At 71.2% G+C, this 23,938-nt stretch carries 19 protein-coding genes; 12 read left to right on the top strand and 7 right to left on the bottom strand.

Translation table 11 applies throughout. From position 1 onward, the window contains the following. Positions 1-2: 2 nt before the first annotated feature. Complete coding sequence (gene speB / locus M4J07_RS19020; RefSeq protein ID WP_255973458.1) at positions 3-998, bottom strand: agmatinase; 996 nt, start codon at positions 996-998, stop codon at positions 3-5. A 27-nt stretch (positions 999-1,025) separates the two neighbouring features. Further along, positions 1,026-2,498: a sodium:solute symporter gene (locus M4J07_RS19015; RefSeq protein WP_255973438.1), complete on the bottom strand. Its 1,473-nt coding sequence runs from the start codon at positions 2,496-2,498 to the stop codon at positions 1,026-1,028. Between the two features lie 208 nt (positions 2,499-2,706). On the opposite strand from M4J07_RS19015, the gene M4J07_RS19010 reads away from it, so the two are divergent. Further along, the gene (locus tag M4J07_RS19010; protein ID WP_255973456.1) at positions 2,707-4,128 is read left to right on the top strand and encodes a PucR family transcriptional regulator; all 1,422 of its coding nucleotides are present in this window, start codon (positions 2,707-2,709) and stop codon (positions 4,126-4,128) included. A gap of 63 nt (positions 4,129-4,191) precedes the next feature. Further along, positions 4,192-4,995 carry a phosphatase gene (locus tag M4J07_RS19005; protein ID WP_255973436.1) on the top strand — a complete coding sequence of 268 codons (804 nt, stop codon included), beginning with the start codon at positions 4,192-4,194 and terminating at the stop codon, positions 4,993-4,995. A 168-nt stretch (positions 4,996-5,163) separates the two neighbouring features. On the opposite strand, the gene M4J07_RS19000 is transcribed toward M4J07_RS19005, so the two are convergent. From M4J07_RS19000 to M4J07_RS18985, 4 genes are all read right to left on the bottom strand, one after another. Then, entirely contained in the window at positions 5,164-6,153 is a 990-nt protein-coding gene (locus tag M4J07_RS19000) for a cation diffusion facilitator family transporter (protein WP_255973435.1), read from the bottom strand. Positions 6,154-6,173: 20 nt separating this feature from the next. Continuing rightward, positions 6,174-7,055, bottom strand: a complete 882-nt coding sequence (locus M4J07_RS18995) for an acyl-CoA thioesterase (RefSeq protein WP_255973433.1) — start codon at positions 7,053-7,055, stop codon at positions 6,174-6,176. A gap of 35 nt (positions 7,056-7,090) precedes the next feature. Continuing rightward, positions 7,091-8,248, bottom strand: coding sequence for an acyl-CoA dehydrogenase family protein (locus tag M4J07_RS18990; protein ID WP_255973431.1), 1,158 nt, complete (start codon positions 8,246-8,248; stop codon positions 7,091-7,093). A gap of 105 nt (positions 8,249-8,353) precedes the next feature. Then, positions 8,354-8,944: an SACE_7040 family transcriptional regulator gene (locus M4J07_RS18985; RefSeq protein ID WP_255973430.1), complete on the bottom strand. Its 591-nt coding sequence runs from the start codon at positions 8,942-8,944 to the stop codon at positions 8,354-8,356. A gap of 109 nt (positions 8,945-9,053) precedes the next feature. Here M4J07_RS18985 and M4J07_RS18980 point away from each other — a divergent pair, with 109 nt between their 5' ends. The 10 genes from M4J07_RS18980 (at position 9,054) to M4J07_RS18935 (ending at position 22,168) form a co-directional block, all read left to right on the top strand. Beyond that, entirely contained in the window at positions 9,054-10,676 is a 1,623-nt protein-coding gene (locus tag M4J07_RS18980) for a carboxyl transferase domain-containing protein (RefSeq protein WP_255973428.1), read from the top strand. 23 nt (positions 10,677-10,699) lie between these two features. Then, positions 10,700-12,715 carry an acetyl/propionyl/methylcrotonyl-CoA carboxylase subunit alpha gene (locus M4J07_RS18975; protein ID WP_255973454.1) on the top strand — a complete coding sequence of 672 codons (2,016 nt, stop codon included), beginning with the start codon at positions 10,700-10,702 and terminating at the stop codon, positions 12,713-12,715. Beyond that, a complete protein-coding gene (locus M4J07_RS18970; RefSeq protein ID WP_255973427.1) occupies positions 12,712-13,668 on the top strand; it encodes a hydroxymethylglutaryl-CoA lyase in 957 nt (318 codons plus the stop codon). Before M4J07_RS18975 ends, M4J07_RS18970 begins: the two co-directional genes overlap by 4 nt. Before the next feature lie 5 nt (positions 13,669-13,673). After that, on the top strand, positions 13,674-14,834 hold the full coding sequence (locus tag M4J07_RS18965; RefSeq protein WP_255973425.1) for an acyl-CoA dehydrogenase family protein: 1,161 nt from the start codon (positions 13,674-13,676) through the stop codon (positions 14,832-14,834). 190 nt (positions 14,835-15,024) lie between these two features. Then, a complete protein-coding gene (locus tag M4J07_RS18960) occupies positions 15,025-16,071 on the top strand; it encodes an ABC transporter substrate-binding protein (RefSeq protein WP_255973423.1) in 1,047 nt (348 codons plus the stop codon). Positions 16,072-16,075: 4 nt separating this feature from the next. Beyond that, positions 16,076-16,954 carry a siderophore-interacting protein gene (locus M4J07_RS18955; protein ID WP_255973421.1) on the top strand — a complete coding sequence of 293 codons (879 nt, stop codon included), beginning with the start codon at positions 16,076-16,078 and terminating at the stop codon, positions 16,952-16,954. Positions 16,955-17,129: 175 nt separating this feature from the next. Further along, positions 17,130-18,572 (top strand): lysine decarboxylase DesA, encoded by a 1,443-nt coding sequence (gene desA, locus M4J07_RS18950; protein WP_255973419.1) that lies wholly within the window; start codon positions 17,130-17,132, stop codon positions 18,570-18,572. Next, complete coding sequence (locus tag M4J07_RS18945) at positions 18,556-19,836, top strand: lysine N(6)-hydroxylase/L-ornithine N(5)-oxygenase family protein (RefSeq protein ID WP_255973417.1); 1,281 nt, start codon at positions 18,556-18,558, stop codon at positions 19,834-19,836. The genes desA and M4J07_RS18945 overlap by 17 nt, the downstream gene beginning before the upstream one ends. Further along, positions 19,833-20,393 carry a GNAT family N-acetyltransferase gene (locus M4J07_RS18940; RefSeq protein WP_255973415.1) on the top strand — a complete coding sequence of 187 codons (561 nt, stop codon included), beginning with the start codon at positions 19,833-19,835 and terminating at the stop codon, positions 20,391-20,393. The genes M4J07_RS18945 and M4J07_RS18940 overlap by 4 nt, the downstream gene beginning before the upstream one ends. Further along, complete coding sequence (locus M4J07_RS18935; protein ID WP_255973413.1) at positions 20,390-22,168, top strand: IucA/IucC family protein; 1,779 nt, start codon at positions 20,390-20,392, stop codon at positions 22,166-22,168. The genes M4J07_RS18940 and M4J07_RS18935 overlap by 4 nt, the downstream gene beginning before the upstream one ends. A 95-nt stretch (positions 22,169-22,263) precedes the next feature. On the opposite strand, the gene M4J07_RS18930 is transcribed toward M4J07_RS18935, so the two are convergent. Further along, a complete protein-coding gene (locus M4J07_RS18930; protein ID WP_255973411.1) occupies positions 22,264-23,844 on the bottom strand; it encodes a beta-N-acetylhexosaminidase in 1,581 nt (526 codons plus the stop codon). Positions 23,845-23,938 lie beyond the last annotated feature (94 nt).

Here is a 23,938-nt window from a genome sequence, read left to right as displayed (position 1 = left end):
TGTCACTCGGCCCGGGCCGACGCGATCTGCCGGGACATGATCGTCGTCAGCTCGTACGCGGTGTGCGACGCGGCGACGGCGGTGATCTCGGCGTGGTCGTACGCGGGCGCCACCTCGACGACGTCCGCCGACACCAGGTTGCACGAGGCGAGGCCGCGGAGGATCTCCAGGAGCTCGCGGGAGGTCATGCCGCCCGCCTCCGGGGTGCCGGTGCCGGGGGCGTGCGCCGGGTCGAGGCAGTCGATGTCGATGGAGATGTACAGCGGGCGGTCGCCGATCCGCTGGCGGAGCTGGTCGGCGACCTCGTCGGCGCCGCGCCGGTAGACGTCGGCGGAGGTGACGATGCCGAAGCCGAGCTTCTCGTCGTCGGTCAGGTCCTGCTTGCCGTACAGCGGGCCGCGGGTGCCCACGTGGGACAGCGCCGACGTGTCGAGGATGCCCTCCTCGACGGCGCGGCGGAACGGCGTGCCGTGGGTGTACTCGGCGCCGAAGTACGTGTCCCAGGTGTCCAGGTGCGCGTCGAAGTGGAGCAGCGCGACCGGGCCGTGCTTCTTCGCGACGGAGCGCAGCAGCGGCAGCGCGATGGTGTGGTCGCCGCCGAGCGTCATCATGCGGGCGCCGGAGCCGAGCAGCTCGTCGGCGGCGGCCTCGATGGTCTCGACGGCCTCGTTGATGTTGAACGGGTTGGCGGCGACGTCACCGGCGTCCGCGACCTGCGCGAGGGAGAACGGCGACGCGTCCTGCGCCGGGTTGTACGGGCGAAGGAGGCGCGACGCCTCACGGATCGCGTTGCCGCCGAAGCGGGCGCCGGGCCGGTAGGAGACACCGGTGTCGAAGGGGACGCCCACGACGGCGACGTCGGCGGCGCCGACCTCGTCGAGGCGGGGCAGGCGCGCGAAGGTCGCAGGCCCCGCGTACCGCGGGATGCGGGAGGAGTCGACCGGACCGACAGCACCGGTGGGACCGGCGGGAACGCGGGGCGTCTCGAAGCTGTTCATTGCGCGCATGCCTTCTTTCTTACGGGGTTACTGCGGTACGGCGACGGGAGCCGCGTCGGGCTCGGGGGCGCCGCGCCCGGCGAGCCGCTCCCGCCAGTTGGCGAGGACGGCGGCGTCGGTGGGCCGGGTGGCCAGGGACACCACGACGTAGACGACGAGGGAGGCGGTCAGGCCGTAGTAGACGGGCTCGTTGGCGAGGATGCCGTAGTGCCACATCAGGCCGATGACGGAGAGGCCGCCGACGACGACGGAGGTGAGGGCGCCGGTGCCGGTGCCGCGCTTCCAGACCAGGCCGCCGAGGATCGGCACGAGGAGTCCGGCGACGAGGAGGTTGTAGGCGACGGTCAGGGCCTCGACGACGTTGTTGAGGATGATCGAGGTGACGATCGCGACGATGCCCAGGACGAGGATGAAGATCCGGTTGCCCTTCACCTCGTCGTGCTCGCCCTCGGGGGTCGCGTCCGGCTTGATGCCGCGCAGCCGCTTCCAGATGTCGTTGTTGGCGACGGTGGCGCAGGCGATCAGGGCGCCGGACGACGTCGACATGACGGCGGCCAGGGCGGCGGCGAGGACCAGGCCGCGGATGCCGACCGGGAGTTCGTCCTTGACGATGCGGGCGAACGCCTCGTCGGCGGCGCCGAGCCCGTTCGGGTAGAGCACCTTGGCGGCGGTGCCGATGACCGCGCCGCCGATCGCGTAGACCAGGCAGTAGACGCCGGAGATCGTGCCGCCCCAGCGGGCCACCTTGTCGGTGCGGGCGGTGAACACGCGCTGCCAGATGTCCTGGCCGATGAGCATGCCGAACGTGTAGATCAGCACGTACGTGAAGATCGTCTCGCCGCCGATGCCCAGCGGGTCGAAGTACGAGGTCGGCAGGGACGCCTTCATCTCGCTGAAGCCGCCCGCCTTGACGACGGCCACCGGCAGCAGGATCAGCAGCACGCCGATCGTCTTGACGACGAACTGCACCATGTCGGTGATGGTGATGGACCACATGCCGCCGAGCGTCGAGTAGGCGACGACGATGGCGCCGCCGATGACGATGGCCAGCCAGCGCGGCACGTCGAAGAGGACGTCGAAGATCGTGGCGTACGCGATGGTGGACGTCACCACGAGCATCAGTGTGTACGCCCACATCACGATGCCGGAGATCATCCCGGCGCTGCCGCCGTAGCGCAGGTCGAGCATCTCCGAGACGGTGTAGACCTTCAGTCGGGCGATGCGCGCCGAGAAGAACACCGACAGGGCGAGCAGGCCGAAGCCGATGGAGAACACCAGCCAGGCGCCGGACAGGCCGTACTGGTAGCCGAGGCCGACGCCGCCGATGGTGGAGGCGCCGCCGAGCACGACGGCGGCCATGGTGCCGGAGTACATGGCCGGGCCCAGGCGCCGCCCGGCGACCAGGAAGTCGCTCTTGGACTTGGCGCGGCGCATGCCCCACCAGCCCATCGCCAGCATGCCGGCCAGGTAGACGACGATCACGATGTAGTCGACGGCCATGGGACGCCCTCCTTTGCACACCTCAGTGGCGTGTCGTGCACGGAATGTCCGGCTGCGAGGTCCCCCGGGAGGGGCCATCGGCGTCGGGGACATCCGCCCGTACCCGCGCCCACCGGTCCAGACGAATCTAGGTGGCCGAAAAGCAACACTGAAGTGTACGTTTCCTCCACCCCACACTCCTTCAGTAGAGGAACCATCCACCGTGCCGGTGCCCGTCCCCTCCGCACCCCCCACGCCGGGCGTCCCGCTCGCCGCGCTGCTGGCCCGCGCCGACCTGGGCCTGCGCCGGATCGCGGGCCCGGACGGAGCCGACGTCACGGTGCACGGGGCGCACACCTCGGAGCTGCCCGACCCGCGCCCGTACCTGCTCGGCGGGGAGCTGCTGCTGACGGCGGGCGTGCAGACCACCGGCGTCTCCTTCGACCCGCAGACGCCCTTCGACACGTACGTGGAGCGGGTCGCCGAGGGCGGCGCCACCGCTCTGGGCTTCGGTCTCGCTCCCGTGCACGACACGGTGCCGCCGGGCCTCGTGGCGGCCTGCGACCGGCACGGGCTGCCGCTCGTCGAGGTGCCCCCGCGGACCACGTTCAGCGGGATCGCGCGCGCCGTGTGGGATCTGATGGCGCAGGCCAGGCACGCCGAGCTGCGCCGGGTCACGGAGGCGCAGCAGGCCCTCGCTTCGGCGGCGGCGCGGCCCGACCCGGTGCGCGCGGTGCTGCGTCAACTCGCCCAGCGCACGGGCGGGTTCGCGCTCCTCGTGGCGGCGGACGGGGCGGAGCCGCACGAGGCGGGGCCGCGGCCCGCGGGCCCCGTCCACGCGGCCCTGACCGCGCTGACGCAGGTGGTGCGCCCGCACACCAGCCGGCTGCTGCCCACGCCGGCGTCGGCCGCGGACACGGTCGCCGACACGCATCTGTCGGCGTACGCGCTGAGCACGGGCGGCGCGCTCGGGCTCGCCACCCAGGGGCGGTCGGCGGGCGACCACACGATCGCGGGCGCGGCGGTGGTGCTGCTCTCGCTGCTGGCCGGGGCGCACCGCTCGGCGGACGACACCCAGCGCGCGGCGGCGCTGGTGGACCTGCTGCTCGGCGCGGACCGGGCGGAGGCGGCGTCGGCGCTGCTCGGCCCCGGCCTGTGGAAGGTCGTGCACGCCCGCCCGAACACGGCGGCGGTCCCGGCGCCCGCGCTCGGCACCCCGCTGGCCGGGACGTCCGCCGACGGCACGGTGACCCTCGCCCTGTTCCCCGCCGACCAGGAGATCCCCCCGTACGAGGGCTGCGCGCTCGGCGTCAGCGCGCCCGTCCGCCCGGCCGACCTGCCGCTCGCGGACGCCCAGGCGGCCCACGCCCTCGCCCGGGCGCGCGCGACCCGGACGCCGCTGGTGCGGCACCGCCCCGACGGCACGCCCGCGCCGACCCCGGCCGCGCTCGCCGGTCAGCCGGCGCTCCTGGAGACCCTGCGGACCTGGCTCGCCCTGCACGGCAGCTGGGAGAGCGCGGCGCTCGCCCTCGGCGTGCACCGCAACACGGTGCGCCAGCGCATCGCCCGCTGCGCGTCCCTCCTGGACACGGACCTGGACGACCCGGACGTCCGGATGGAGCTGTGGTTCGCGCTGCGGCACACGCCCTGAGCGGTGGGTCCCACTGTGCGGAACCGATCAACGCCGCACAGCGACCACCGGCACAATGGACCCATGCCGATACCCGGGATTCCCAGCGATACGCCGACCCGCGCCGCCCTGATCGACCACCTCGTCCGCACCCGCATCGCGGGCGACGTGGCCACGCCCCGCGAGAACAACCTCTCCCACTACCGGAAGCTCGCGAACGGCGACCGGAACTTCTGGCTGGGACTTGAGCTCGGTGACCGCTGGACCGACGAGCAGGACGTGCTCGCGGTGATGGCCGAGCGCTGCGGGGTGATCGACGACCCGGAGTTCCGTTACGGCCAGGACACCATCGACCCGGAGCTGACGGTCGACGCGCTGGAGCGGATGGCGGCGCGGCTGCGCAAGGCGGCCGAGGACCGCCAGCGCGTCCTGTTCGCGACGGGCCATCCCGGCGGCCTCCTGGACGTGCACCGTGCGACGGCGGCGGCGCTGCGGGCGGCGGGCGCCGAGGTCGTGGTGATCCCCGAGGGGCTGGCCACGGAGGAGGGCATGGTCTTCCAGTTCGCCGACGTGGCGATGCTGGAGCGCGGCGCGACGCTGTGGCACACGCACTCGCCCGACCCGATGTCGGCGATCCTCGACGGGCTGGCCCGCGAGGGCCGCCCGCTGCCCGACCTGGTCGTCGCCGACCACGGCTGGGCAGGGTGCGCGGCCCAGCGCGGCCTCGACTCCGTCGGTTACGCGGACTGCAACGACCCGGCGCTGTTCGTCGGGGAGGCCGAGGGCACGATGCAGGTGACGGTCCCCCTGGACGACCACGTCACGAGCCCGCGCCACTACGACCCGATGACGGCGTACCTGCTCTCCGCAGCGGGCCTTCTGGACTAGCCGGCAGGGTGGGGGCTGGTCGCGCAGTTCCCCGCGCCCCTGAAGGCATGCGCTGCGCGCAGCCTTCCCCTGAGCGAGCGGAGCTCGCTTCAGGGGCGCGGGGAACTGCGCGAGAAGCCCCACCGGCCCGCAGCCGAAGAACCAGCCGCCACCCGGCAGACGCGATGCTCACCACGGGTTGAGGCCCTCCGTACGGCGCTGGGCGAAACCCGGGGTCGGGTCCAGGTAGACGCGCCGCACCAAGGGGAACCGCTCCCGAAGGCGCCGCGCCGCATCCTCACAGGCCCACTCGATCTGCGCGGCGGTGGACGCGTCCCGGAAGTCGACCTTCGCCGCGACGAGCGCCTCCTGCGGCCCCTGCACCAACGTGGTCAGCTCCAGCACGGCCTCGACGTGCTCCACCCCGAGCAACAGCTCCCGCATCTCCGCCCGCACCCGCTCCGGCAGGGGCCGCCCGACCAGCAGCTGCGCGTTGGACCGGCCCAGCACCCACGCCACCCAGAGCAGCAGCAGGCCGATGCACAGCGAGGCGATCCCGTCCCAGACCCCGGACCCGGTGAGCTGCCCGCCCAGCAGACCGCCGGCCGCGATGACGAGTCCGGCGAGCGCGGCACTGTCCTCCAGGACGACGGCCTTCACGGCGGTGTCGGGCGTGTGCTTCAGGTACGTGCCGATGGGCGCCCGCCAGCGCGCCGCCTCGCCCCGGGCCTGCTTGACGGCGGTGCGCAGGGAGAAGCCCTCCAGGACGAAGGCGATCGCGAGCACGATGTACGACACCAGGGGATTCCCGAGGTCCTCGCCCGCGACGAGCGTGTGGATCCCGTCGTACAGGGAGAAGACCGCGCCGCCCACGAATGTGGCGACGGCGGCGAGCAGCGCCCAGACGTAGCGCTCGCCCCCGTACCCCAGCGGATGGTCCTCGTCGGCGGGCTTCTCGCTGCGCTTGAGGGAGGTGAGCAGCATCAGCTCGGTGACGGTGTCGGCGAACGAGTGAGCCGCCTCGGAGAGCATCGCGCTGGATCCGCTGATGACGCCGGCGACGGCCTTCGCGAGGGCGATGCCGAGGTTGGCCAGCGCGGCCACGACGACCGTGCCGACGCTCTCCCCGCCCGTGCCCTTCTCGTCCACCGTCACCGCGCCGTCCGCCCTTGCATCCATGTACGGGACGGTATGTCCGATCAGCGCGGAACGCGAACCACGCCTTCCTGGATCACGGTGATCGCGAGCTGTCCTTCCCGGGTGTAGATCCGGGCCTGCCCGAGTCCGCGCCCGCCGGACGCGGACGGCGACTCCTGGTCGTAGAGCAGCCATTCGTCGGCACGGAAGGGCCGGTGGAACCACATGGCGTGGTCGAGGGACGCCCCCACGACGTCGCCGACGGCCCAGCCGCCGCGCCCGTGCGCGAGCAGCACGGAGTCGAGCAGCGTCATGTCGGAGACGTAGGTGGCGAGGCAGACGTGGAGGAGGTGCGCGTCGATGGCGCCGTCGAGTTTGCCGTTGGTCCGGAACCAGACCTGGGAGCGCGGCGGCTGCGGCTCGCCCACGAAGGCGAACGGCGGCGCGTCCACGTACCGCAGGTCGACGGCCTCGCGCGCTTCCAGCAGCCGCTGCACGACGCCGGGCCCGACGAAGGCGTCGGCGTAGCGCGGCAGGATCTCCGCGGCGGTGGGCAGCGTCTCGGGGTCGGGCGCGGGCGGCATGTCCGCCTGGTGCTCCAGACCTTCCTCGTACGTCTGGAAGGACGCGGAGAGGTGGAAGATCGGCTGCCCGTGCTGGACGGCGACGACGCGGCGCGTGGTGAAGGAGCGGCCGTCGCGGATCCGGTCGACGGTGTAGACGATGGGCGCGCCCGGGTCGCCCGCGACGAGGAAGTACGCGTGCAGGGAGTGGGCGTGCCGGTCGGCCGGGACGGTGCGCCCGGCGGCGACCAGCGCCTGGGCCGCCACCTGCCCGCCGAAGACGCGCGGGACGACGGCGGACCGGGACTGGCCGCGGAAGATGTCCTGCTCGATCTGCTCCAGGTCGAGCAGATCGAGCAGGGACTCAAGTGCCTGATGCATGGGGTCAGTTGTACCCAGCGGTCGTTCTCGGCGGGTTACAGGCCCATGTTCTTCGCGATGATCATCTTCATGACCTCGCTGGTGCCGCCGTAGATGCGGTTGACGCGGTTGTCCGCGTACAGGCGGGCGATCGGGTACTCGTTCATGAAGCCGTAGCCGCCGTGCAGCTGGAGGCAGCGGTCGATGACGCGGTGCGCGACCTCGGTGCAGAACAGCTTCGCGGACGCGGCCTCGGCGGCGGTCAGCTCACCGGCGTCGAGGGCCTCCAGGGCGCGGTCGGCGACGGCCTCGGCGGCGTCCACCTCGGCCTGGCAGGCGGCCAGCTCGAACTTGGTGTTCTGGAAGGACGCGACCGGCTTGCCGAAGACGGTGCGCTCCTGGACGTACTCCTTGGCGAACCGGACGGCGGCCTTGGCCTGCGCGTACGCGCCGTAGGCGATGCCCCAGCGCTCGGAGGCGAGGTTCGTGCCGAGGTAGCCGAAGCCCTTGTTCTCCTCACCGAGGAGGTCCTCGACGGGCACCTTCACGTCGACGAACGCCAGCTCGGCGGTGTCGGACGTGCGCAGGCCGAGCTTGTCGAGCTTGCGGCCGATGGAGTAGCCCTCGGACTTGGTGTCGACGGCGAAGAGGGAGATGCCGAAGCGGCGGTCCTCGGCGCTCGGCGCGGAGGTGCGCGCGCAGACGATGACGCGGTCGGCGTGCACGCCGCCGGTGATGAAGGTCTTGGCGCCGTTGAGGACGTAGTGCGTGCCGTCCTCGGAGAGCTTGGCGGTGGTCTTCATGCCCGCGACGTCGGAGCCGGTGCCCGGCTCGGTCATGGCGAGCGCCCACATCTCCTCGCCCGCGACGAACTTGGGCAGGTAGCGCTTCTTCTGCTCGTCGGTGGCGAGCATCTTGATGTAGGGAAGGGCGAGCAGCACGTGCACGCCGGAGCCGCCGAAGGAGACGCCCGCGCGGGCGGTCTCCTCGTACTGGATGGCCTCGAACTTGTGGGTGTCCAGGCCGGCGCCGTCGAACTCCTCGGGCACGTTGATGCCGAACAGGCCGAGCTCGGCCATCTTCGCGTAGAACTCGCGCGGCACGATGCCCTGCTGGAACCACTCGTCGTAGTGGGGGACGACCTCGGCCTCGATGAAGGCGCGCAGGGTCTCCCGGAACGCCTCGTGGTCCTCATTGAAAACGGTACGGCGCACGGAGAACTCTCCCTTGACGACGAGTGTGCAGACAGCGATCAAACGACTAAGCGCTTGCTCAGAGGAACGTTACCGGCCAGTCACCGGAGCGTCCAGAGATACACATCACTCTGCGGCAGCCGCGAAGGCCCCGCGCGCCAACTTGTGCAGCATCTGCGCCGTCGCCGCCCGGCCGGGCAGCGAACCGGGGCGGCTCAGGTGCGGCGTGGAGTTCAGCAGCCCGAAGACCGCGTGCACGGCCACGCGCGCGTGCGGCTCCGCGAGCTCCGGATAGACCTTCCGCACGGACTCCACCCACAGCTCCACGTACTGGCGCTGGAGCTGCCGCACCAGCTTGCGGTCGCTGTCCCGCAGCCGGTCCAGCTCGCGGTCGTGCAGCGTGATCAGGTCGCGGTCGTCGAGCGCGAAGTCGATGTGTCCCTCGATGAGCGAGTCGAGCAGGGCGTCGGGCCCCTGCTCCGCCTCGGCGACCCGCCGCTTGGCGCCGGTCATCAGCTGCCCGCTGATGCCGACGAGCAGCTCGGCGAGCATCGCGTCCTTGCCCGCGAAGTGGCGGTAGAGCCCGGGTCCGCTGATGCCGACCGCGGCTCCTATCTCATCGACCCCGACCCCGTGGAAGCCACGCTCGGCGAAGAGCCGGGCGGCCTCTCGGAGGATCTGCTCGCGACGGGTGGGTGCGTCGGTTCTGGTGGCCATGGAAGCAATTCTAGACAGGGAGGTTAGCGACCGTTAACCTGGAGGAAATCGGTTAACGGTCATTAACTTTTTCCTACATCGCTTCATGACTCGGTGAGGGGACCGCAGGATGCACGAGGCACCGGAGCTGACGAGCGCGGCAGATCCCGCGTCGGAGGCCTGGCGGGCCAATGAGGCGGCGCACCGGGCGCTCGGCGACGAGCTGCGCGCGAAGCTCGCCGCGGCCCGGCTGGGCGGCGGCGAGCGGGCCAGGGCGCGGCACACCGCACGCGGCAAGCTGCTGCCGCGCGACCGCGTGGACACGCTGCTCGACCCGGGCTCGCCGTTCCTGGAGCTGGCGCCACTGGCGGCGGACGGGATGTACGAGGGACAGGCCCCGGCCGCCGGGGTGATCGCCGGGATCGGGCGGGTGAGCGGCCGCGAGTGCGTGGTCGTCGCCAATGACGCGACGGTCAAGGGCGGCACGTACTACCCGATGACGGTGAAGAAGCACCTGCGCGCCCAGGAGGTCGCGCTGGAGAACCGGCTGCCGTGCGTCTATCTGGTGGACTCCGGCGGCGCCTTCCTGCCGATGCAGGACGACGTCTTCCCGGACCGCGAGCACTTCGGGCGGATCTTCTACAACCAGGCGCGGATGTCCGGCGCGGGCATCCCGCAGATCGCGGCGGTGCTCGGTTCGTGCACGGCGGGCGGCGCGTACGTCCCGGCGATGAGCGACGAGGCCGTGATCGTCCGCAATCAGGGCACGATCTTCCTGGGCGGCCCGCCGCTGGTGAAGGCGGCCACCGGCGAGGTGGTGACGGCCGAGGAGCTGGGCGGCGGCGAGGTCCACTCGCGGGTCTCCGGAGTGACGGACCACCTCGCGGAGGACGACGCGCACGCGCTGCGCATCGTGCGGACCATCGTCTCCACGCTGCCGGAGCGCGGCCCGCTGCCGTGGTCCGTGCGGACGGCGACCGAGCCGAAGGTGGACCCGGCGGGGCTGTACGGGGCGGTGCCGGTCGACTCGCGCACCCCGTACGACGTCCGCGAGGTCATCGCGCGCGTCGTCGACGGCTCGCGGTTCGCCGAGTTCAAGTCCGAGTTCGGCCAGACGCTCGTCACCGGCTTCGCCCGGATCCACGGCCACCAGGTCGGCATCGTCGCGAACAACGGCATCCTGTTCGCCGAATCCGCCCAGAAGGGCGCCCACTTCATCGAGCTGTGCGACCAGCGCGGCATCCCGCTGCTGTTCCTGCAGAACATCTCGGGCTTCATGGTCGGCCGGGACTACGAGGCGGGCGGCATCGCCAAACACGGCGCCAAGATGGTCACGGCGGTGGCGTGCACGCGCGTGCCGAAGCTGACGGTCGTGATCGGCGGTTCGTACGGCGCGGGCAACTACTCGATGTGCGGCCGGGCGTACTCCCCCCGCTTCCTGTGGATGTGGCCCGGCGCCAAGATCTCGGTGATGGGCGGCGAGCAGGCCGCCTCGGTCCTCGCGACGGTCAAGCGCGACCAGTTGGAGGCGCGCGGCGAGGACTGGCCGGCCGAGGACGAGGAGTCGTTCAAGGCGCCGATCCGCGCCCAGTACGAGACGCAGGGCAGTGCCTACTACGCGACGGCCCGCCTCTGGGACGACGGCGTGATCGACCCGATGGAGACCCGCCAGGTCCTCGGCCTGGCCCTGACCGCGTGTGCCAACGCGCCGCTGCCGGAGAAGTCCGGCGGGTTCGGCGTCTTCCGGATGTGAGGGGAGGACTTCAGACGATGAGCATGTTCGAGACCGTACTCGTGGCCAACCGCGGCGAGATCGCCGTCCGCGTCATCCGCACGCTGCGGGAGCTCGGGATCCGCTCGGTCGCCGTGTACAGCGACGCCGACGCGGACGCCCGGCACGTACGTGAGGCCGACGAGGCCGTGCGGATCGGGCCGCCCCCGGCCGGCGAGAGCTATCTGTCCGTGGAGGCCCTCCTGGCGGCGGCCGCCGGGACGGGCGCCCAGGCGGTGCACCCCGGCTACGGCTTCCTGGCGGAGAACGCCGCGTTCGCGCGGGCCTGCGAGGAGGCGGGCCTGGTCTTCATCGGCCCGTCCGCCGACGCCATCGCCCTGATGGGCGACAAGATCCGCGCCAAGGAGACCGTGGACGCGGCCGGGGTCCCGGTCGTCCCGGGCGGCCGCGATCCCGAGCTGGCGCAGGCGGCCCGCGAGCTGGGCGCACCCGTCCTGCTCAAGCCGTCCGCGGGCGGCGGCGGCAAGGGCATGCGGCTCGTCCGCGACCTGACCGCCCTGGAGGAGGAGATCGCGGCGGCCCGCCGCGAGGCCCGCGCCTCCTTCGGCGACGACACGCTCCTCGTGGAGCGCTGGATCGACCGCCCCCGGCACATCGAGATCCAGGTCCTCGCCGACGCCCATGGCAACGTGGTGCACCTCGGCGAGCGCGAGTGCTCCCTCCAGCGCCGCCACCAGAAGATCGTCGAGGAGGCGCCGAGCGTCCTGCTCGACGAGGCCACGCGCGCGGCGATGGGCGCGGCGGCCGTGGAGGCGGCCCGCAGCTGCGGCTACCGCGGCGCGGGCACGGTGGAGTTCATCGTGCCGGGCGAGGACCCGTCCTCGTACTACTTCATGGAGATGAACACCCGCCTCCAGGTCGAGCACCCGGTGACCGAGCTGATCACCGGCATCGACCTGGTGGAGTGGCAGCTGCGGGTCGCGGCGGGCGAGCGGCTCCCGTTCGCCCAGCAGGACATCACCCTCACCGGCCACGCGGTCGAGGCCCGCCTGTGCGCCGAGGACCCGGCGCGCGGGTTCCTGCCCTCCGGCGGCACGGTCCTCGCCCTGCACGAGCCCGAGGGCGACGGCGTGCGCACGGACTCCGGCCTCACCGAGGGCACCGAGGTCTCGTCCCTGTACGACCCGATGCTCGCGAAGGTCATCGCGTACGGCCCCGACCGGGACACGGCGCTGCGCAGACTGCGGGCCGCGCTGGCCCGCACGGTGACGCTCGGCGTGCCGACGAACGCCGGGTTCCTGCGCCGGCTGCTGGCCCATCCGGCGGTCGTGGCGGGCGAGCTGGACACCGGCCTCGTGGAGCGCGAGGCGGACGCCCTGGCCGATCCCGGCGTCCCCGCGGAGATCTACGCGGCGGCGGGCGCCCTGCGCCAGCGGCGGCTCGCCCCACCGGCGGCCGACGGCTGGGCCGACCCGTTCTCCCGCCCGACCGGCTGGCGCCTCGGCGGTGAGCCGGCCTGGACCGTGCACCACGTGAAGGCCACCGGCCACGACCCGGTCGAGGTCCGGGTGCGCGGCACGGAGGTCCTGGTGGACGGCGTCCCGGCCACCCCCGCCCGCCTCACGGCCGCCGCCGGCGACTGGCTGGCCCGCGACGGGGACGCCTGGCACGTCCAGGACCACGACCCGGTCGCGGCGAGCCTGACCGGCGCGGGCTCCGGCGGCGCCGGTTCCCTGACGGCACCGATGCCCGGCACCGTGACCGTGGTGAAGGTCGCGGTCGGCGACCGGGTGACCGAGGGCCAGAGCCTGTTGGTGGTGGAGGCGATGAAGATGGAGCACGTCATCGCGGCCCCCCACGCGGGCACCGTCACCGAGCTGGACGTCACCCCGGGCACGACGGTGGCGATGGACCAGGTGCTCGCGGTCGTGGCCGAGGAGAGCACCGAGAGCGCCCCTTCAGGGGCGCGGGGAACGGCGCGAGCAACCACGACGGCGGATCACCCGGAAGCAGCCGCAAGCGCCGACGGCGAGGATCCGCTGAAGGAGGCCACCCGATGACGCTCCCGATGACCGTCCCCGCCCAGGGCCTCCCGCCCAGGATCCGCATCCACGAGGTGGGCCCGCGGGACGGCCTGCAGAACGAGAAGTCGACGGTTCCCACGGAGGTCAAGGCGGAGTTCGTCCACCGCCTGGCCGCCGCGGGCCTCACCACGGTCGAGACGACCAGCTTCGTGCACCCCAAGTGGGTGCCCCAACTGGCGGACGCGGAGGCCCTGTTCCCCCTCGTCCAGGACCTCGCCGGCGACGGCGTGCACCTCCCCGTACTCGTACCGAACGGGCGGGGCCTGGACCGGGCCCTCGCGCTCGGCGCGCACCGCATCGCCGTGTTCGCCAGTGCCACCGAGTCCTTCGCGAAGGCCAATCTGAACCGCACGGTGGCCGAGTCCCTCGCCGTGTTCGAGCCGGTCGTGGCGCGGGCCAAGGCGGAGCGGGCACACGTCCGCGGCTACCTCTCCATGTGCTTCGGCGACCCGTGGGAGGGCGCGGTCCCCGTCCACCAGGTCGTCTCGGTCGCCAAGTCCCTGCTGGACATGGGCTGCGACGAGCTGAGCCTGGGCGACACGATCGGCGTGGCCACCCCCGGCCACGTCCAGGCGCTGCTCGCGGAGCTGAACGAGGAGGGCGTGCCGACGAACACGATCGGCGTGCACTTCCACGACACGTACGGCCAGGCCCTCGCCAACACGCTGGCCGCGCTGCAGCACGGCGTCACCACGGTCGACGCGTCCGCGGGCGGCCTCGGCGGCTGCCCGTACGCGAAGAGCGCCACCGGCAACCTCGCCACCGAAGACCTCGTCTGGATGCTCCAAGGACTCGGCATCGAGACCGGGGTGGACCTCGGCCGTCTCACCGCCACCAGCGCGTGGATGGCCCGGCATCTGGGCCGACCCAGCCCGTCCCGCACCGTTCGCGCCCTCGTACCCGAGGCACAGTCCCCGCAGGAGCAGTGAGACAGATGGACCACCACCTCTCCCCCGAGCACGAGGAACTCCGGCGCACCGTGGAGGAGTTCGCGCACGACGTCGTCGCGCCGAAGATCGGCGACTTCTACGAGCGGCACGAGTTCCCGTACGAGATCGTGCGCGAGATGGGCCGCATGGGCCTGTTCGGGCTGCCGTTCCCCGAGGAGTACGGCGGCATGGGCGGCGACTACCTGGCGCTCGGCATCGCGCTGGAGGAGCTGGCCCGGGTCGACTCGTCCGTGGCGATCACCCTGGAGGCCGGGGTGTCGCTCGGCGCGATGCCGCTGCACCTGTTCGGCACCGAGGAGCAGAAGCGCGAGTGGCTGCCGCGGCTGTGCGCCGGGGAGATGCTGGGCGCGTTCGGGCTGACCGAGCCGGAGGCCGGATCGGACGCGGGCGGCACCCGCACGACGGCCGTGCGGGACGAGTCCACCGGCGACTGGGTCATCAACGGCACGAAGTGCTTCATCACCAACTCCGGTACGGACATCACGGGGCTGGTGACGGTCACGGCCGTGACGGGCCGCACGGCGGACGGCAAGCCGCTGATCTCGTCGATCATCGTGCCGTCCGGGACGCCGGGGTTCACGGTCGCGGCGCCGTACTCGAAGGTGGGGTGGAACGCGTCGGACACCCGCGAGCTCCACTTCGCCGACGTGCGGGTGCCGGCGGCGAACCTGGTGGGCGAGGAGGGGCGCGGCTTCGCGCAGTTCCTGCGGATCCTCGACGAGGGCCGGATCGCGATCTCCGCGCTGGCCACCGGTCTCGCCCAGGGCTGTGTCGACGAGTCGGTGAAGTACGCCAAGGAGCGCCATGCGTTCGGGCGCAGCATCGGCGGCTACCAGGCGATCCAGTTCAAGATCGCCGACATGGAGATGAAGGCGCACACGGCGCGGCTCGCCTGGCGGGACGCGGCGTCGCGGCTGGTGTCCGGGGAGCCGTTCAAGAAGGAGGCGGCGCTCGCGAAGCTGTACTCGTCGACGGTCGCCGTGGACAACGCGCGCGAGGCGACGCAGATCCACGGCGGGTACGGCTTCATGAACGAGTATCCGGTGGCCCGGATGTGGCGGGACTCCAAGATCCTGGAGATCGGGGAGGGCACGAGCGAGGTCCAGCGGATGCTGATCGCCCGCGAACTGGGGCTCACGTCCTAGGCAGTGCTGCGACGCGGCCCCCGTGATGCGCCTCGGCGCCGCGGGGGCCGCCGTCGTGCGCGTACGGGTTCGCCGTGTGGGGGCGTGCAGTTCACCCGCCCCCTGGACATGCCAGGAACTTAGGTTAACCTACCCTCAGTTCCACGACCCAGTCCGGCCGTCGATCCGGCACGTCCGAAAGCAGCCCGTCATGCCCAACGCCCGACTGTCCCGCCCCTCCCGCCGCGGCATCCTCGCCGCCGGCGGCGCCCTCGGCCTCGGCGCCGTGCTTGCCGCCTGCGGCGACGACAGCGCGAAAGACAGCGGTTCGGACTCGACGCAGGCCGCGAAGAAGTCCGGCCCCTGGTCCTTCAAGGACGACCGCGGCACGACCGTGAAGCTGGACAAGGTCCCGGCGAACATCGTCGCCTTCACCGGTGTCGGCGCCGCGCTCTTCGACTACGGCGTGCAGGTCAAGGGCGTCTTCGGCCCGACCACCACCAAGGGCGGCAAGGCCGACGTCCAGGCCGGCGACATGGACGTCTCCAAGGTCACCGTCATCGGCAACGAGTGGGGCCAGTTCAACATCGAGAAGTACGTGGGCCTCGCCCCCGACGTGCTGATCACCACGATGTTCGACGACGCCGGCACCCTCTGGTACGTCCCGGAGGAGTCCGCGAAGAAGGTCGCCAAGCTCGCCCCGAGCGTCGGCATCTCGGTCTTCGACCGCAAGCTGGACGAGCCTCTGCAGCGCATGTACGCGCTGGCCGAGTCGCTCGGTGCGGACCTGAAGGCCGACAAGGTCGTCAAGGCGAAGGCCCGCTTCGAGGCCGCCGCGGCCCGGCTGCGCAAGGCCGCCAAGGCGCACCCCGACATCAAGGTCATGGCCGGTTCCGCGAGCCCGGACATCTTCTACGTGTCCGGCACGGACCTCTCCATCGACCTGGAGTACTTCAAGTCCCTCGGCGTGAACTTCGTGGAGCCCACCGAGGCCGCGAAGAAGGCGTCCGGCGGCTGGTTCGAGAACCTGAGCTGGGAGAACGTCGACAAGCACCCGGCCGACATCATCATGATGGACGACCGCGCGCAGGCCATCCAGCCCGCCGACATCGACGAGCCGACCTGGAAGAAGCTGCCCGCGGTCAAGGCCGGCCAGGTCATCGCCCGCTCCCCCGAGCCGATCCTCTCCTACGACAAGTGCGCCCCTCTCCTGGAGAACCTCGCGAAGGCGATCGAGACGGCGAAGAAGGTGTCCTGACCCGATGACGCAGACGGCCGAAGCCCCCGCGGCAGCCCCTTACAAGATGTTCGATTTCTTCGATCTGGAAGTGGTCCGCACGCGGCGGCTCGGTCCGTCGCTGCTCCGGGTCACCTTCACCGGCCCCGCCCTCGCCGGTTTCCACGGCGGCGGCCGGGACCAGTCGCTCTCCCTCTTCCTGCCGCACCCCGGCCAGGACGCTCCCGTCCTGCCGCCGGTCGAGCCGGGCGACGACGGCCGCGCCTGGCACGCGGCGTACCGGGCGATCCCGGACCACGAGCGAGCGGTGATGCGCTCGTACACGCTCAGCGGCCAGCGCCGCGAGCCCGCGGAGGAAGTCGACATCGACTTCGTGCTGCACAACGACGATCCGGCGTCGGCCGGACCCGCCTGCCGCTGGGCGGAGGCCGCGCGGCCCGGTGCCCGGGTCGCCGTGCTCGGCCCGGCGGCCGTCGACAACACCGCGGTGCGCTGCCGCCCCCAGGAGAACTTCGACCACATCCTGATGTGGGGCGACGAGACGGCGCTGCCCGCCGCCCTCGGGGTGCTCTCCTGGCTGCCCGCCACCGTCTCCGCGCACGTCTGGCTGGAGGTCCCGCACCGTGAGGACGTCCAGCCGGTGCTGACGGCGGCCGACGTCACCGTGACCTGGCTGGTGCGGGCCGAGGGCGCGCCGAGCGTGCTCGACTCCGTGCGCGCGGCCGAACTCCCCGCTGCCACCAGCCCGTACGCCTGGCTCGCGGGCGAGTCCGGGACGCTGAAGGAGTTGCGCCGCCATCTCGTGCGCGAGCGCGGCTACGACAAGCGGGCGGTGACGTTCGTCGGGTACTGGCGGCGCGGTCTGAGCGAGGACGCGCTGCGGGAGCAACCCGCCGCCGCATAAGGGCGATTCGGCCACACAGGACTGACTCCGGCCACACATGAGGGGCGGGGTCGCAAGCTCAACTTAGGTTAGGCTAACCTAAGCACTGGGTTCGCGACCTCGCCCTTTTTTCGGCCCCGCTCCCCTTTCCTGCCCCACCCGGGAACACCCTCATCCCCACCCGGAGGAACCGTTCATGCGCTCGCACCTGCTCAATGACACGACCGCGGAGCTCTATCGCAGCTCCGTGTCCGAGGGAGTCGAGCGGGTGGCGGCCAAACTCGCCACCACGACACGGCCGTTCACCGGCGTCACCCCGGACGCCCTGGCCCCCACCATCGACGCCGTCGACCTCGACCGGCCGCTGCACGACACCATCGCCGTGCTGGACGAGCTGGAGGACGTCTACCTCCGCGACGCCGTCTACTTCCACCACCCCCGGTACCTGGCCCACCTCAACTGCCCCGTCGTCATCCCGGCGGTGCTCGGCGAGGCGATCCTCTCCGCGGTCAACTCGTCCCTGGACACCTGGGACCAGTCCGCGGGCGGCACCCTCATCGAGCGCAAGCTCATCGACTGGACGGCCGGCCGGATCGGCCTCGGCCCCGCCGCCGACGGCGTGTTCACCTCCGGCGGCTCGCAGTCCAACCTGCAGGCGCTGCTGCTGGCCCGCCAGGAGGCCAAGACGGAGGACCTCGCGAAACTGCGCATCTTCGCCTCCGAGGTCAGCCACTTCAGCGTCAAGAAGTCCGCGACGCTGCTCGGCCTCGACGCGAAGGCGGTCGTCTCCGTCCCGGTCGACAAGGACAAGCGCATGCAGACGGTCGTGCTCGCCGCCGAGCTGGAGCGCTGCCGCGAGGACGGCCTCGTCCCCATGGCCGTCGTCGCCACCGCCGGCACCACCGACTTCGGGTCCATCGACCCGCTGCCGGAGATCGCCGAGCTGTGCGCCCAGTACTCCACCTGGATGCACGTCGACGCCGCGTACGGCTGCGGACTGCTCGTGTCACCGAAGAACCGCGACCGGCTCACCGGCATCGAGCGCGCCGACTCCGTCACCGTCGACTACCACAAGTCCTTCTTCCAGCCGGTGAGTTCGAGCGCCGTGCTGGTCCGTGACGGCGCCACGCTGCGGCACGCCACGTACCACGCGGAGTACCTCAACCCGCGCCGTACGGTCGCCGAGCGCATCCCCAACCAGGTCGACAAGTCCCTGCAGACCACCCGCCGCTTCGACGCGCTCAAGCTGTGGATGACGCTGCGCGTGATGGGCGCCGACGGCATCGGCAACCTCTTCGACGAGGTCTGCGACCTGGCCCGCGAGGGCTGGGAACTGCTCGCCGCCGACCCGCGCTTCGACGTCGTCGTCGAGCCGAGCCTGTCCACGCTCGTCTACCGCTACATCCCCGCCGCGGTCACCGACCCGGCGGAGATCGACCGCGCCAACCTGTACGCCCGCAAGGCCCTGTTCGCCTCCGGCGACGCCGTCGTCGCGGGCACCAAGGTCGGTGAGCGCCAGTACCTGAAGTTCACTCTGCTCAACCCCGAGACGACCCTCGCCGACATCTCGGCCGTCCTCGACCTCATCGCCGGCCACGCCGAGCAGTACCTGGGAGAATCCCTTGACCGCGCTTCCTGAATCCCATGACCGTCACGACTTCATCGGGATCGGACTCGGCCCGTTCAACCTCGGCCTCGCCTGCCTGACCGAGCCGATAGCCGAGCTGAACGGCGTCTTCCTGGAGTCCAAGCCGGACTTCGAGTGGCACTCGGGCATGTTCCTCGACGGCGCCCACCTGCAGACCCCGTTCATGTCGGACCTGGTCACCCTGGCCGACCCGACGTCCCCGTACTCCTTCCTCAACTACCTGAAGGAATCGGGGCGGTTGTACGCCTTCTACATCCGCGAGAACTTCTACCCGCTGCGCGTCGAGTACAACGACTACTGCCGCTGGGCCGCGTCGAAGCTCTCCTCCGTCCGCTTCTCGACGACCGTCGCCGAGGTGACGTACGACGAGGGCACCGGCCTGTACACGGCGACCACGGAGACCGGCGAGACCTACCGCGCCCCGCACCTCGTCCTGGGCACCGGCACCCCGCCGCACATCCCCGAGGCGGTCCAGGGCCTGGACGGCGACCACCTGCACAACTCCCGCTACATGCAGCACAAGCAGGAGCTCCAGAAGAAGGACTCGATCACGCTGGTCGGCAGCGGCCAGTCCGCCGCCGAGATCTACTACGACCTGCTCAGCGAGATCGACGTCCACGGCTACCGGCTGAACTGGGTGACGCGCTCGCCGCGCTTCTTCCCGCTCGAATACACCAAGCTGACGCTGGAGATGACGTCCCCGGACTACATCGACTACTTCCACGCGCTGCCCGAGACCACCCGGTACTCCCTGGAGGAGAAGCAGAAGGGCCTGTTCAAGGGGATCGACGGCGAGCTGATCGACGCCATCTTCGACCTGCTCTACCAGAAGGGCCTCGACGGTCCCGTGCCCACCCGGCTGCTCACCAACTCGGCTCTGAGAAGCGCGAGTTACGAGAACGGCACGTACACCCTCGGCCTGCACCAGGAGGAGCAGGACAAGGCCTACGAGATCAAGACCGAAGGACTGGTCCTGGCCACCGGCTACAAGTACGCGACGCCCGCCTTCCTGGAGCCGGTCAAGGACCGCATCCGCCTGGACGGCCGGGGCCGCTTCGACGTCGCCCGCAACTACTCGATCGACACGACCGGGCGCGGCATCTTCCTGCAGAACGCGGGCGTGCACACCCACTCGATCACCAGCCCCGACCTGGGCATGGGCGCCTACCGCAACAGCTACATCATCGGCGAGCTGCTCGGCACCGAGTACTACCCCGTCGAGAAGACCATCGCCTTCCAGGAGTTCGCAGTATGAGCACCACCACCGTCGGCCGACTGACCTTCCGCCCGCTCGACCCGCAGAGCGACAGCGAGCTGCTGCACACCTGGGTCACCGACCCCAAGGCCGCGTTCTGGCTGATGCAGGACGCGAAACTGCAGGACGTCGAGCGCGAGTACATGGCGATCGCGGCGGCCGAGCACCACGACGCGTACCTCGGACTGCACGACGGGGAGCCGGCCTTCCTGATGGAGCGCTACGACCCGCGGTACGTCGAGCTCGTCGGCCTGTACGAGCCCGAGCCCGGCGACGTCGGCATGCACTTCCTGACCGCGCCGTCCGAGATACGGATACCCGGCTTCACCCGGGCCGTGATCACCGCGGTCATGGACTTCCTCTTCGCCGACCCGGCCGTCGCGCGCGTCGTCGTCGAGCCCGACGTGGGCAACAAGGCCGTGCACGCCCTGAACGAGGCCGTCGGCTTCGTCCCCGACCGGGAGATCGCCAAGCCGGAGAAGACCGCGCTGCTGAGCTTCTGCACCCGCGCCCAGTTCGAAGCGGCGACCGGCACGACGACCGGGGGTGCCGCATGACCCTCGCCGACGCCGTCTCCCACCTGACCCCCGAGCTGTGGGCCGAGGCCAACCGCCTCCTCGTCCGCAAGGCCATCGCCGAGTTCAGCCACGAGCGGCTCCTGACGCCGGAGCCGACCGAGGGCGCCGACGACCGGTACGTGGTCCGCAGCGACGACGGCCTCACCCGCTACCGGTTCTCCGCCCGCCGACTGCGCCTGGACCACTGGCAGGTGGACGCCGCGTCCATCAGCCGGCACCGCGACGGCACCGAACTGCCGCTCAACGCCCAGCAGTTCTTCATCGAGATGAAGGACGCGCTCGGCCTGTCCGACGCGATCCTGCCGGTCTACCTGGAGGAGATCTCCTCCACGCTCTCCGGCACCTGCTTCAAACTGACCAAGCCGGACGTGTCGTCCGCCGAACTCGCCGCGTCCGGGTCCTTCCAGGACATCGAGACCGGGATGACCGAGGGCCACCCGTGCTTCGTCGCGAACAACGGGCGGCTCGGCTTCGGCATCCACGAGTACCTCTCGTACGCCCCCGAGACCGCCAGCCCGGTGCGGCTGGTGTGGCTGGCGGCGACGCGTGAGCGGGCCGCGTTCACCTGCGGCGTCGGCCTGGACTACGAGTCGCTGCTCCGCGCCGAGCTGGGCGAACAGACGCTGGAGCGCTTCGGCGCGACGCTGCGCGACCAGGGCCTCGACCCGGCGGACTACCTGCTGATCCCGGTCCACCCGTGGCAGTGGTGGAACAAGCTGTCCGTCACGTTCGCGGCCGAGATCGCCCAGCAGCACCTCGTCTGCCTGGGCGAGGGCGACGACGAGTACCTGGCCCAGCAGTCGATCCGGACGTTCTTCAACGCGACGTCCCCGTCGAAGCACTACGTGAAGACGGCGCTGTCGGTCATCAACATGGGCTTCATGCGCGGCCTCTCGGCGGCGTACATGGAGGCGACCCCGGCGATCAACGACTGGCTCGCCGGGCTCATCGAGGGCGACGAGGTGCTGAAGGGCACCGGGCTCACGATCATCCGGGAGCGGGCGGCCGTCGGCTACCGGCACCTGGAGTACGAGGCCGCCACCGACCGCTACTCGCCGTACCGCAAGATGCTGGCCGCGCTGTGGCGCGAGTCGCCGGTGCCGTCGCTCGCGCCGGGCGAACGCCTGGCGACCATGGCGTCGCTGCTGCACGTGGACCGCGCGGGCCGCTCCTTCGCGGGCGCCCTGATCGAGCGCTCGGGACTGACCCCCGCCCAGTGGCTGAAGCCGTACCTGAAGGCGTACCTGACGCCGCTGCTGCACAGCTTCTACGCCTACGACCTGGTGTTCATGCCGCACGGCGAGAACGTCATCCTGGTCCTGGACGAGCGCGGCGTCGTGACGCGGGCGGTCTTCAAGGACATCGCCGAGGAGATCGCGGTGATGGACACCGAGGCGGTGCTGCCGCCGAAGGTGGACCGGATCCGCGCGGACGTCCCCGACGACATGAAACTCCTGTCGATCTTCACCGACGTCTTCGACTGCTTCTTCCGCTTCCTCGCGGCGAACCTGGTCGAGGACGGCGTGCTCGACGAGGACACGTTCTGGGCGGCGGTCGCGGACTGCGTGCGCGAGTACCAGGTAGTCACGCCCCAACTGGCGGACAAATTCGGCCAGTTCGACATGTTCGCCCCGAGCTTCGCGCTGTCCGCCCTGAACCGGCTCCAGCTGCGCAACAACGAGCAGATGGTGGACCTGGCGGACCCGTCGGGCGCGCTCCAGCTGGTCGGTGACCTGGAGAACCCGATCGCCTAGGCGGCCGCGGACCCCATGACCGAAGGGGGCTCGGGAGACGGTCCTCCCGAGCCCCCTTCACTTGCGGTCCACTTCTTCTCGGCCCTGCCGGTCCGTCAGCCGTTCCAGGGCACCTGCGGCGACTTGTAGTAGGCGATACCGAGGGCGTCCCAGCGCGGCGCCTGCTCGGCGAGCCGCACCTTGTACGTGTTCCAGTCGTGCGTGGCCGCGGGCGACCAGCCGAGTTCGGCGACCCCCGGCAGCCGCGGGAAGGCCATGTACTCGACCTGCGCGGACTCCGACAGGGTCTCCGACCACATCGGCGCCTCGACGCCCTTCACGGCCGCGGCGGGCGCGCCCGGCAGGTAGGCGCCCGGGTCCCAGTCGTACGACCGCTGCACCTCGACGTAGCCCGCCCAGGAGAGCCCGAGCGGGGTGTCCTTGGTGTACTTCATGTCGAGGTAGGTCCGGTCGGCGGGCGAGATGACGAGCCCGGTCCCGTTCTTCGCGGCCTCGGCGACCTGCGCCTTCTCCGCGGCGCTCGTGCCGTCCAGGCCCCAGTACTGCGCGAGGGCACCCTTGATGGGCGTGGCCTCGGTCAGCTGGTGCCAGCCCACCACGGTCTTCCCGTACTTGGCGACGATCGGCTGCACCCGGTTCATGAAGGTGACGTAGTCCTCGTGACTGGTGGAGTGCGCCTCGTCACCGCCGATGTGCAGGTACTTGCCGGGCGTGAGGGCGGCGAGCTCGCGCACCACGTCGTCCACGAAGTCGTACGTGACCTGCTTGTTCACGCACAGCGAGCTGAAGCCGACCTCCGTGCCGGTGTAGAGGGGCGGCGCGACGCCGTCGCAGTTCAGTTCGGCGTAGGAGGCGAGGGCCGCGTTGGTGTGGCTCGGCATGTCGATCTCGGGCACGACCTCCAGGTAGCGGGAGGCGGCGTACCGGACGATGTCCTGGTACTGGGCCTTGGTGTAGTGGCCGCCCGCGCCGCCGCCGACCTGGGTCGACCCGCCGTAGGTGGCGAGTCGGGGCCAGGAGTCGATGGCGATGCGCCAGCCCTGGTCGTCGCTCAGGTGCAGGTGCAGTTTGTTGATCTTGTAGAGCGCGAGCTGGTCGATGTAGCGCTTGACCTTGTCGACCGAGAAGAAGTGCCGGGACACGTCGAGCATGGCGCTGCGGTAGCCGTAGCGGGGGCTGTCCTCGACGGTGCCGCCCGCGACGAGCCACGGACCGCTCTGCCTGCTGTCGCTCTCGGCCTTCGCCGGCAGCTGCTGGCGCAGCGTCTGGACGCCGTGGAAGAGTCCGGCCGGCGCGTGGGCGACGATGGTGACGGACCGGCCGGTGCTGGTGAGCCGGTAGCCCTCGGCGCCGAATGCCTTGTCCTTCGCGCTGAGTTCGAGGCGGATGCCGTCGCCCGCGTCGTCGTCGGTGACGGGCAGCTTGTAGCCGGTGGAGGGGCGCAGCACGTCGGCGAGGTAGCCGCCGATGCGGCGGGCGTCCTTCGAGGCGTCGTCCACGCGGATCCGGGTCCTGGCCGTGATCTCGTACGCGGATCCGCCCGGGGTCACCTTCGCGGGTGCCGGGACGATCCGGCCCAGCGGGGTGGCCCCGTCCGGAGCGGCGGTGGCCGGGGCGGTCCCGAGCGCGCCGATGCCGGCGGCGACGAGCAGGGCCGCGCCCACGAGCGCGCCCATGGATTTCGGTCTCTGCGACGATCTGGGGTGCTTCCTCACGAACGGTCCCTTCGACGGCGGTCGTTGGCGGAGTTCGTCCTACGGGCTGAGCAAC

Origin of the sequence: Streptomyces longispororuber (assembly GCF_024448165.1) — a bacterium.
Taxonomy (GTDB): domain Bacteria; phylum Actinomycetota; class Actinomycetes; order Streptomycetales; family Streptomycetaceae; genus Streptomyces; species Streptomyces longispororuber_A.
Note: the sequence above shows the minus strand (reverse complement) of the source record. Positions and strands in the feature narration are given on the sequence as shown.

What these genes read in the sequence shown, in the direction of transcription:
- M4J07_RS18995 (WP_255973433.1), bottom strand. Translation starts at nt 7,055, where the DNA reads ATGCATCAGGCACTTGAGTCCCTGCTCGATCTGCTCGACCTGGAGCAG.
- desA (WP_255973419.1), top strand. Translation starts at nt 17,130, where the DNA reads ATGCGCTCGCACCTGCTCAATGACACGACCGCGGAGCTCTATCGCAGC.
- M4J07_RS19000 (WP_255973435.1), bottom strand. Translation starts at nt 6,153, where the DNA reads ATGGATGCAAGGGCGGACGGCGCGGTGACGGTGGACGAGAAGGGCACG.
- M4J07_RS18960 (WP_255973423.1), top strand. Translation starts at nt 15,025, where the DNA reads ATGCCCAACGCCCGACTGTCCCGCCCCTCCCGCCGCGGCATCCTCGCC.
- M4J07_RS18965 (WP_255973425.1), top strand. Translation starts at nt 13,674, where the DNA reads ATGGACCACCACCTCTCCCCCGAGCACGAGGAACTCCGGCGCACCGTG.
- M4J07_RS18975 (WP_255973454.1), top strand. Translation starts at nt 10,700, where the DNA reads ATGTTCGAGACCGTACTCGTGGCCAACCGCGGCGAGATCGCCGTCCGC.
- M4J07_RS18940 (WP_255973415.1), top strand. Translation starts at nt 19,833, where the DNA reads ATGAGCACCACCACCGTCGGCCGACTGACCTTCCGCCCGCTCGACCCG.
- M4J07_RS18955 (WP_255973421.1), top strand. Translation starts at nt 16,076, where the DNA reads ATGACGCAGACGGCCGAAGCCCCCGCGGCAGCCCCTTACAAGATGTTC.
- M4J07_RS18970 (WP_255973427.1), top strand. Translation starts at nt 12,712, where the DNA reads ATGACGCTCCCGATGACCGTCCCCGCCCAGGGCCTCCCGCCCAGGATC.
- M4J07_RS18985 (WP_255973430.1), bottom strand. Translation starts at nt 8,944, where the DNA reads ATGGCCACCAGAACCGACGCACCCACCCGTCGCGAGCAGATCCTCCGA.
- M4J07_RS18930 (WP_255973411.1), bottom strand. Translation starts at nt 23,844, where the DNA reads ATGGGCGCGCTCGTGGGCGCGGCCCTGCTCGTCGCCGCCGGCATCGGC.
- M4J07_RS18980 (WP_255973428.1), top strand. Translation starts at nt 9,054, where the DNA reads ATGCACGAGGCACCGGAGCTGACGAGCGCGGCAGATCCCGCGTCGGAG.
- M4J07_RS18935 (WP_255973413.1), top strand. Translation starts at nt 20,390, where the DNA reads ATGACCCTCGCCGACGCCGTCTCCCACCTGACCCCCGAGCTGTGGGCC.
- M4J07_RS19015 (WP_255973438.1), bottom strand. Translation starts at nt 2,498, where the DNA reads ATGGCCGTCGACTACATCGTGATCGTCGTCTACCTGGCCGGCATGCTG.
- speB (WP_255973458.1), bottom strand. Translation starts at nt 998, where the DNA reads ATGAACAGCTTCGAGACGCCCCGCGTTCCCGCCGGTCCCACCGGTGCT.
- M4J07_RS19005 (WP_255973436.1), top strand. Translation starts at nt 4,192, where the DNA reads ATGCCGATACCCGGGATTCCCAGCGATACGCCGACCCGCGCCGCCCTG.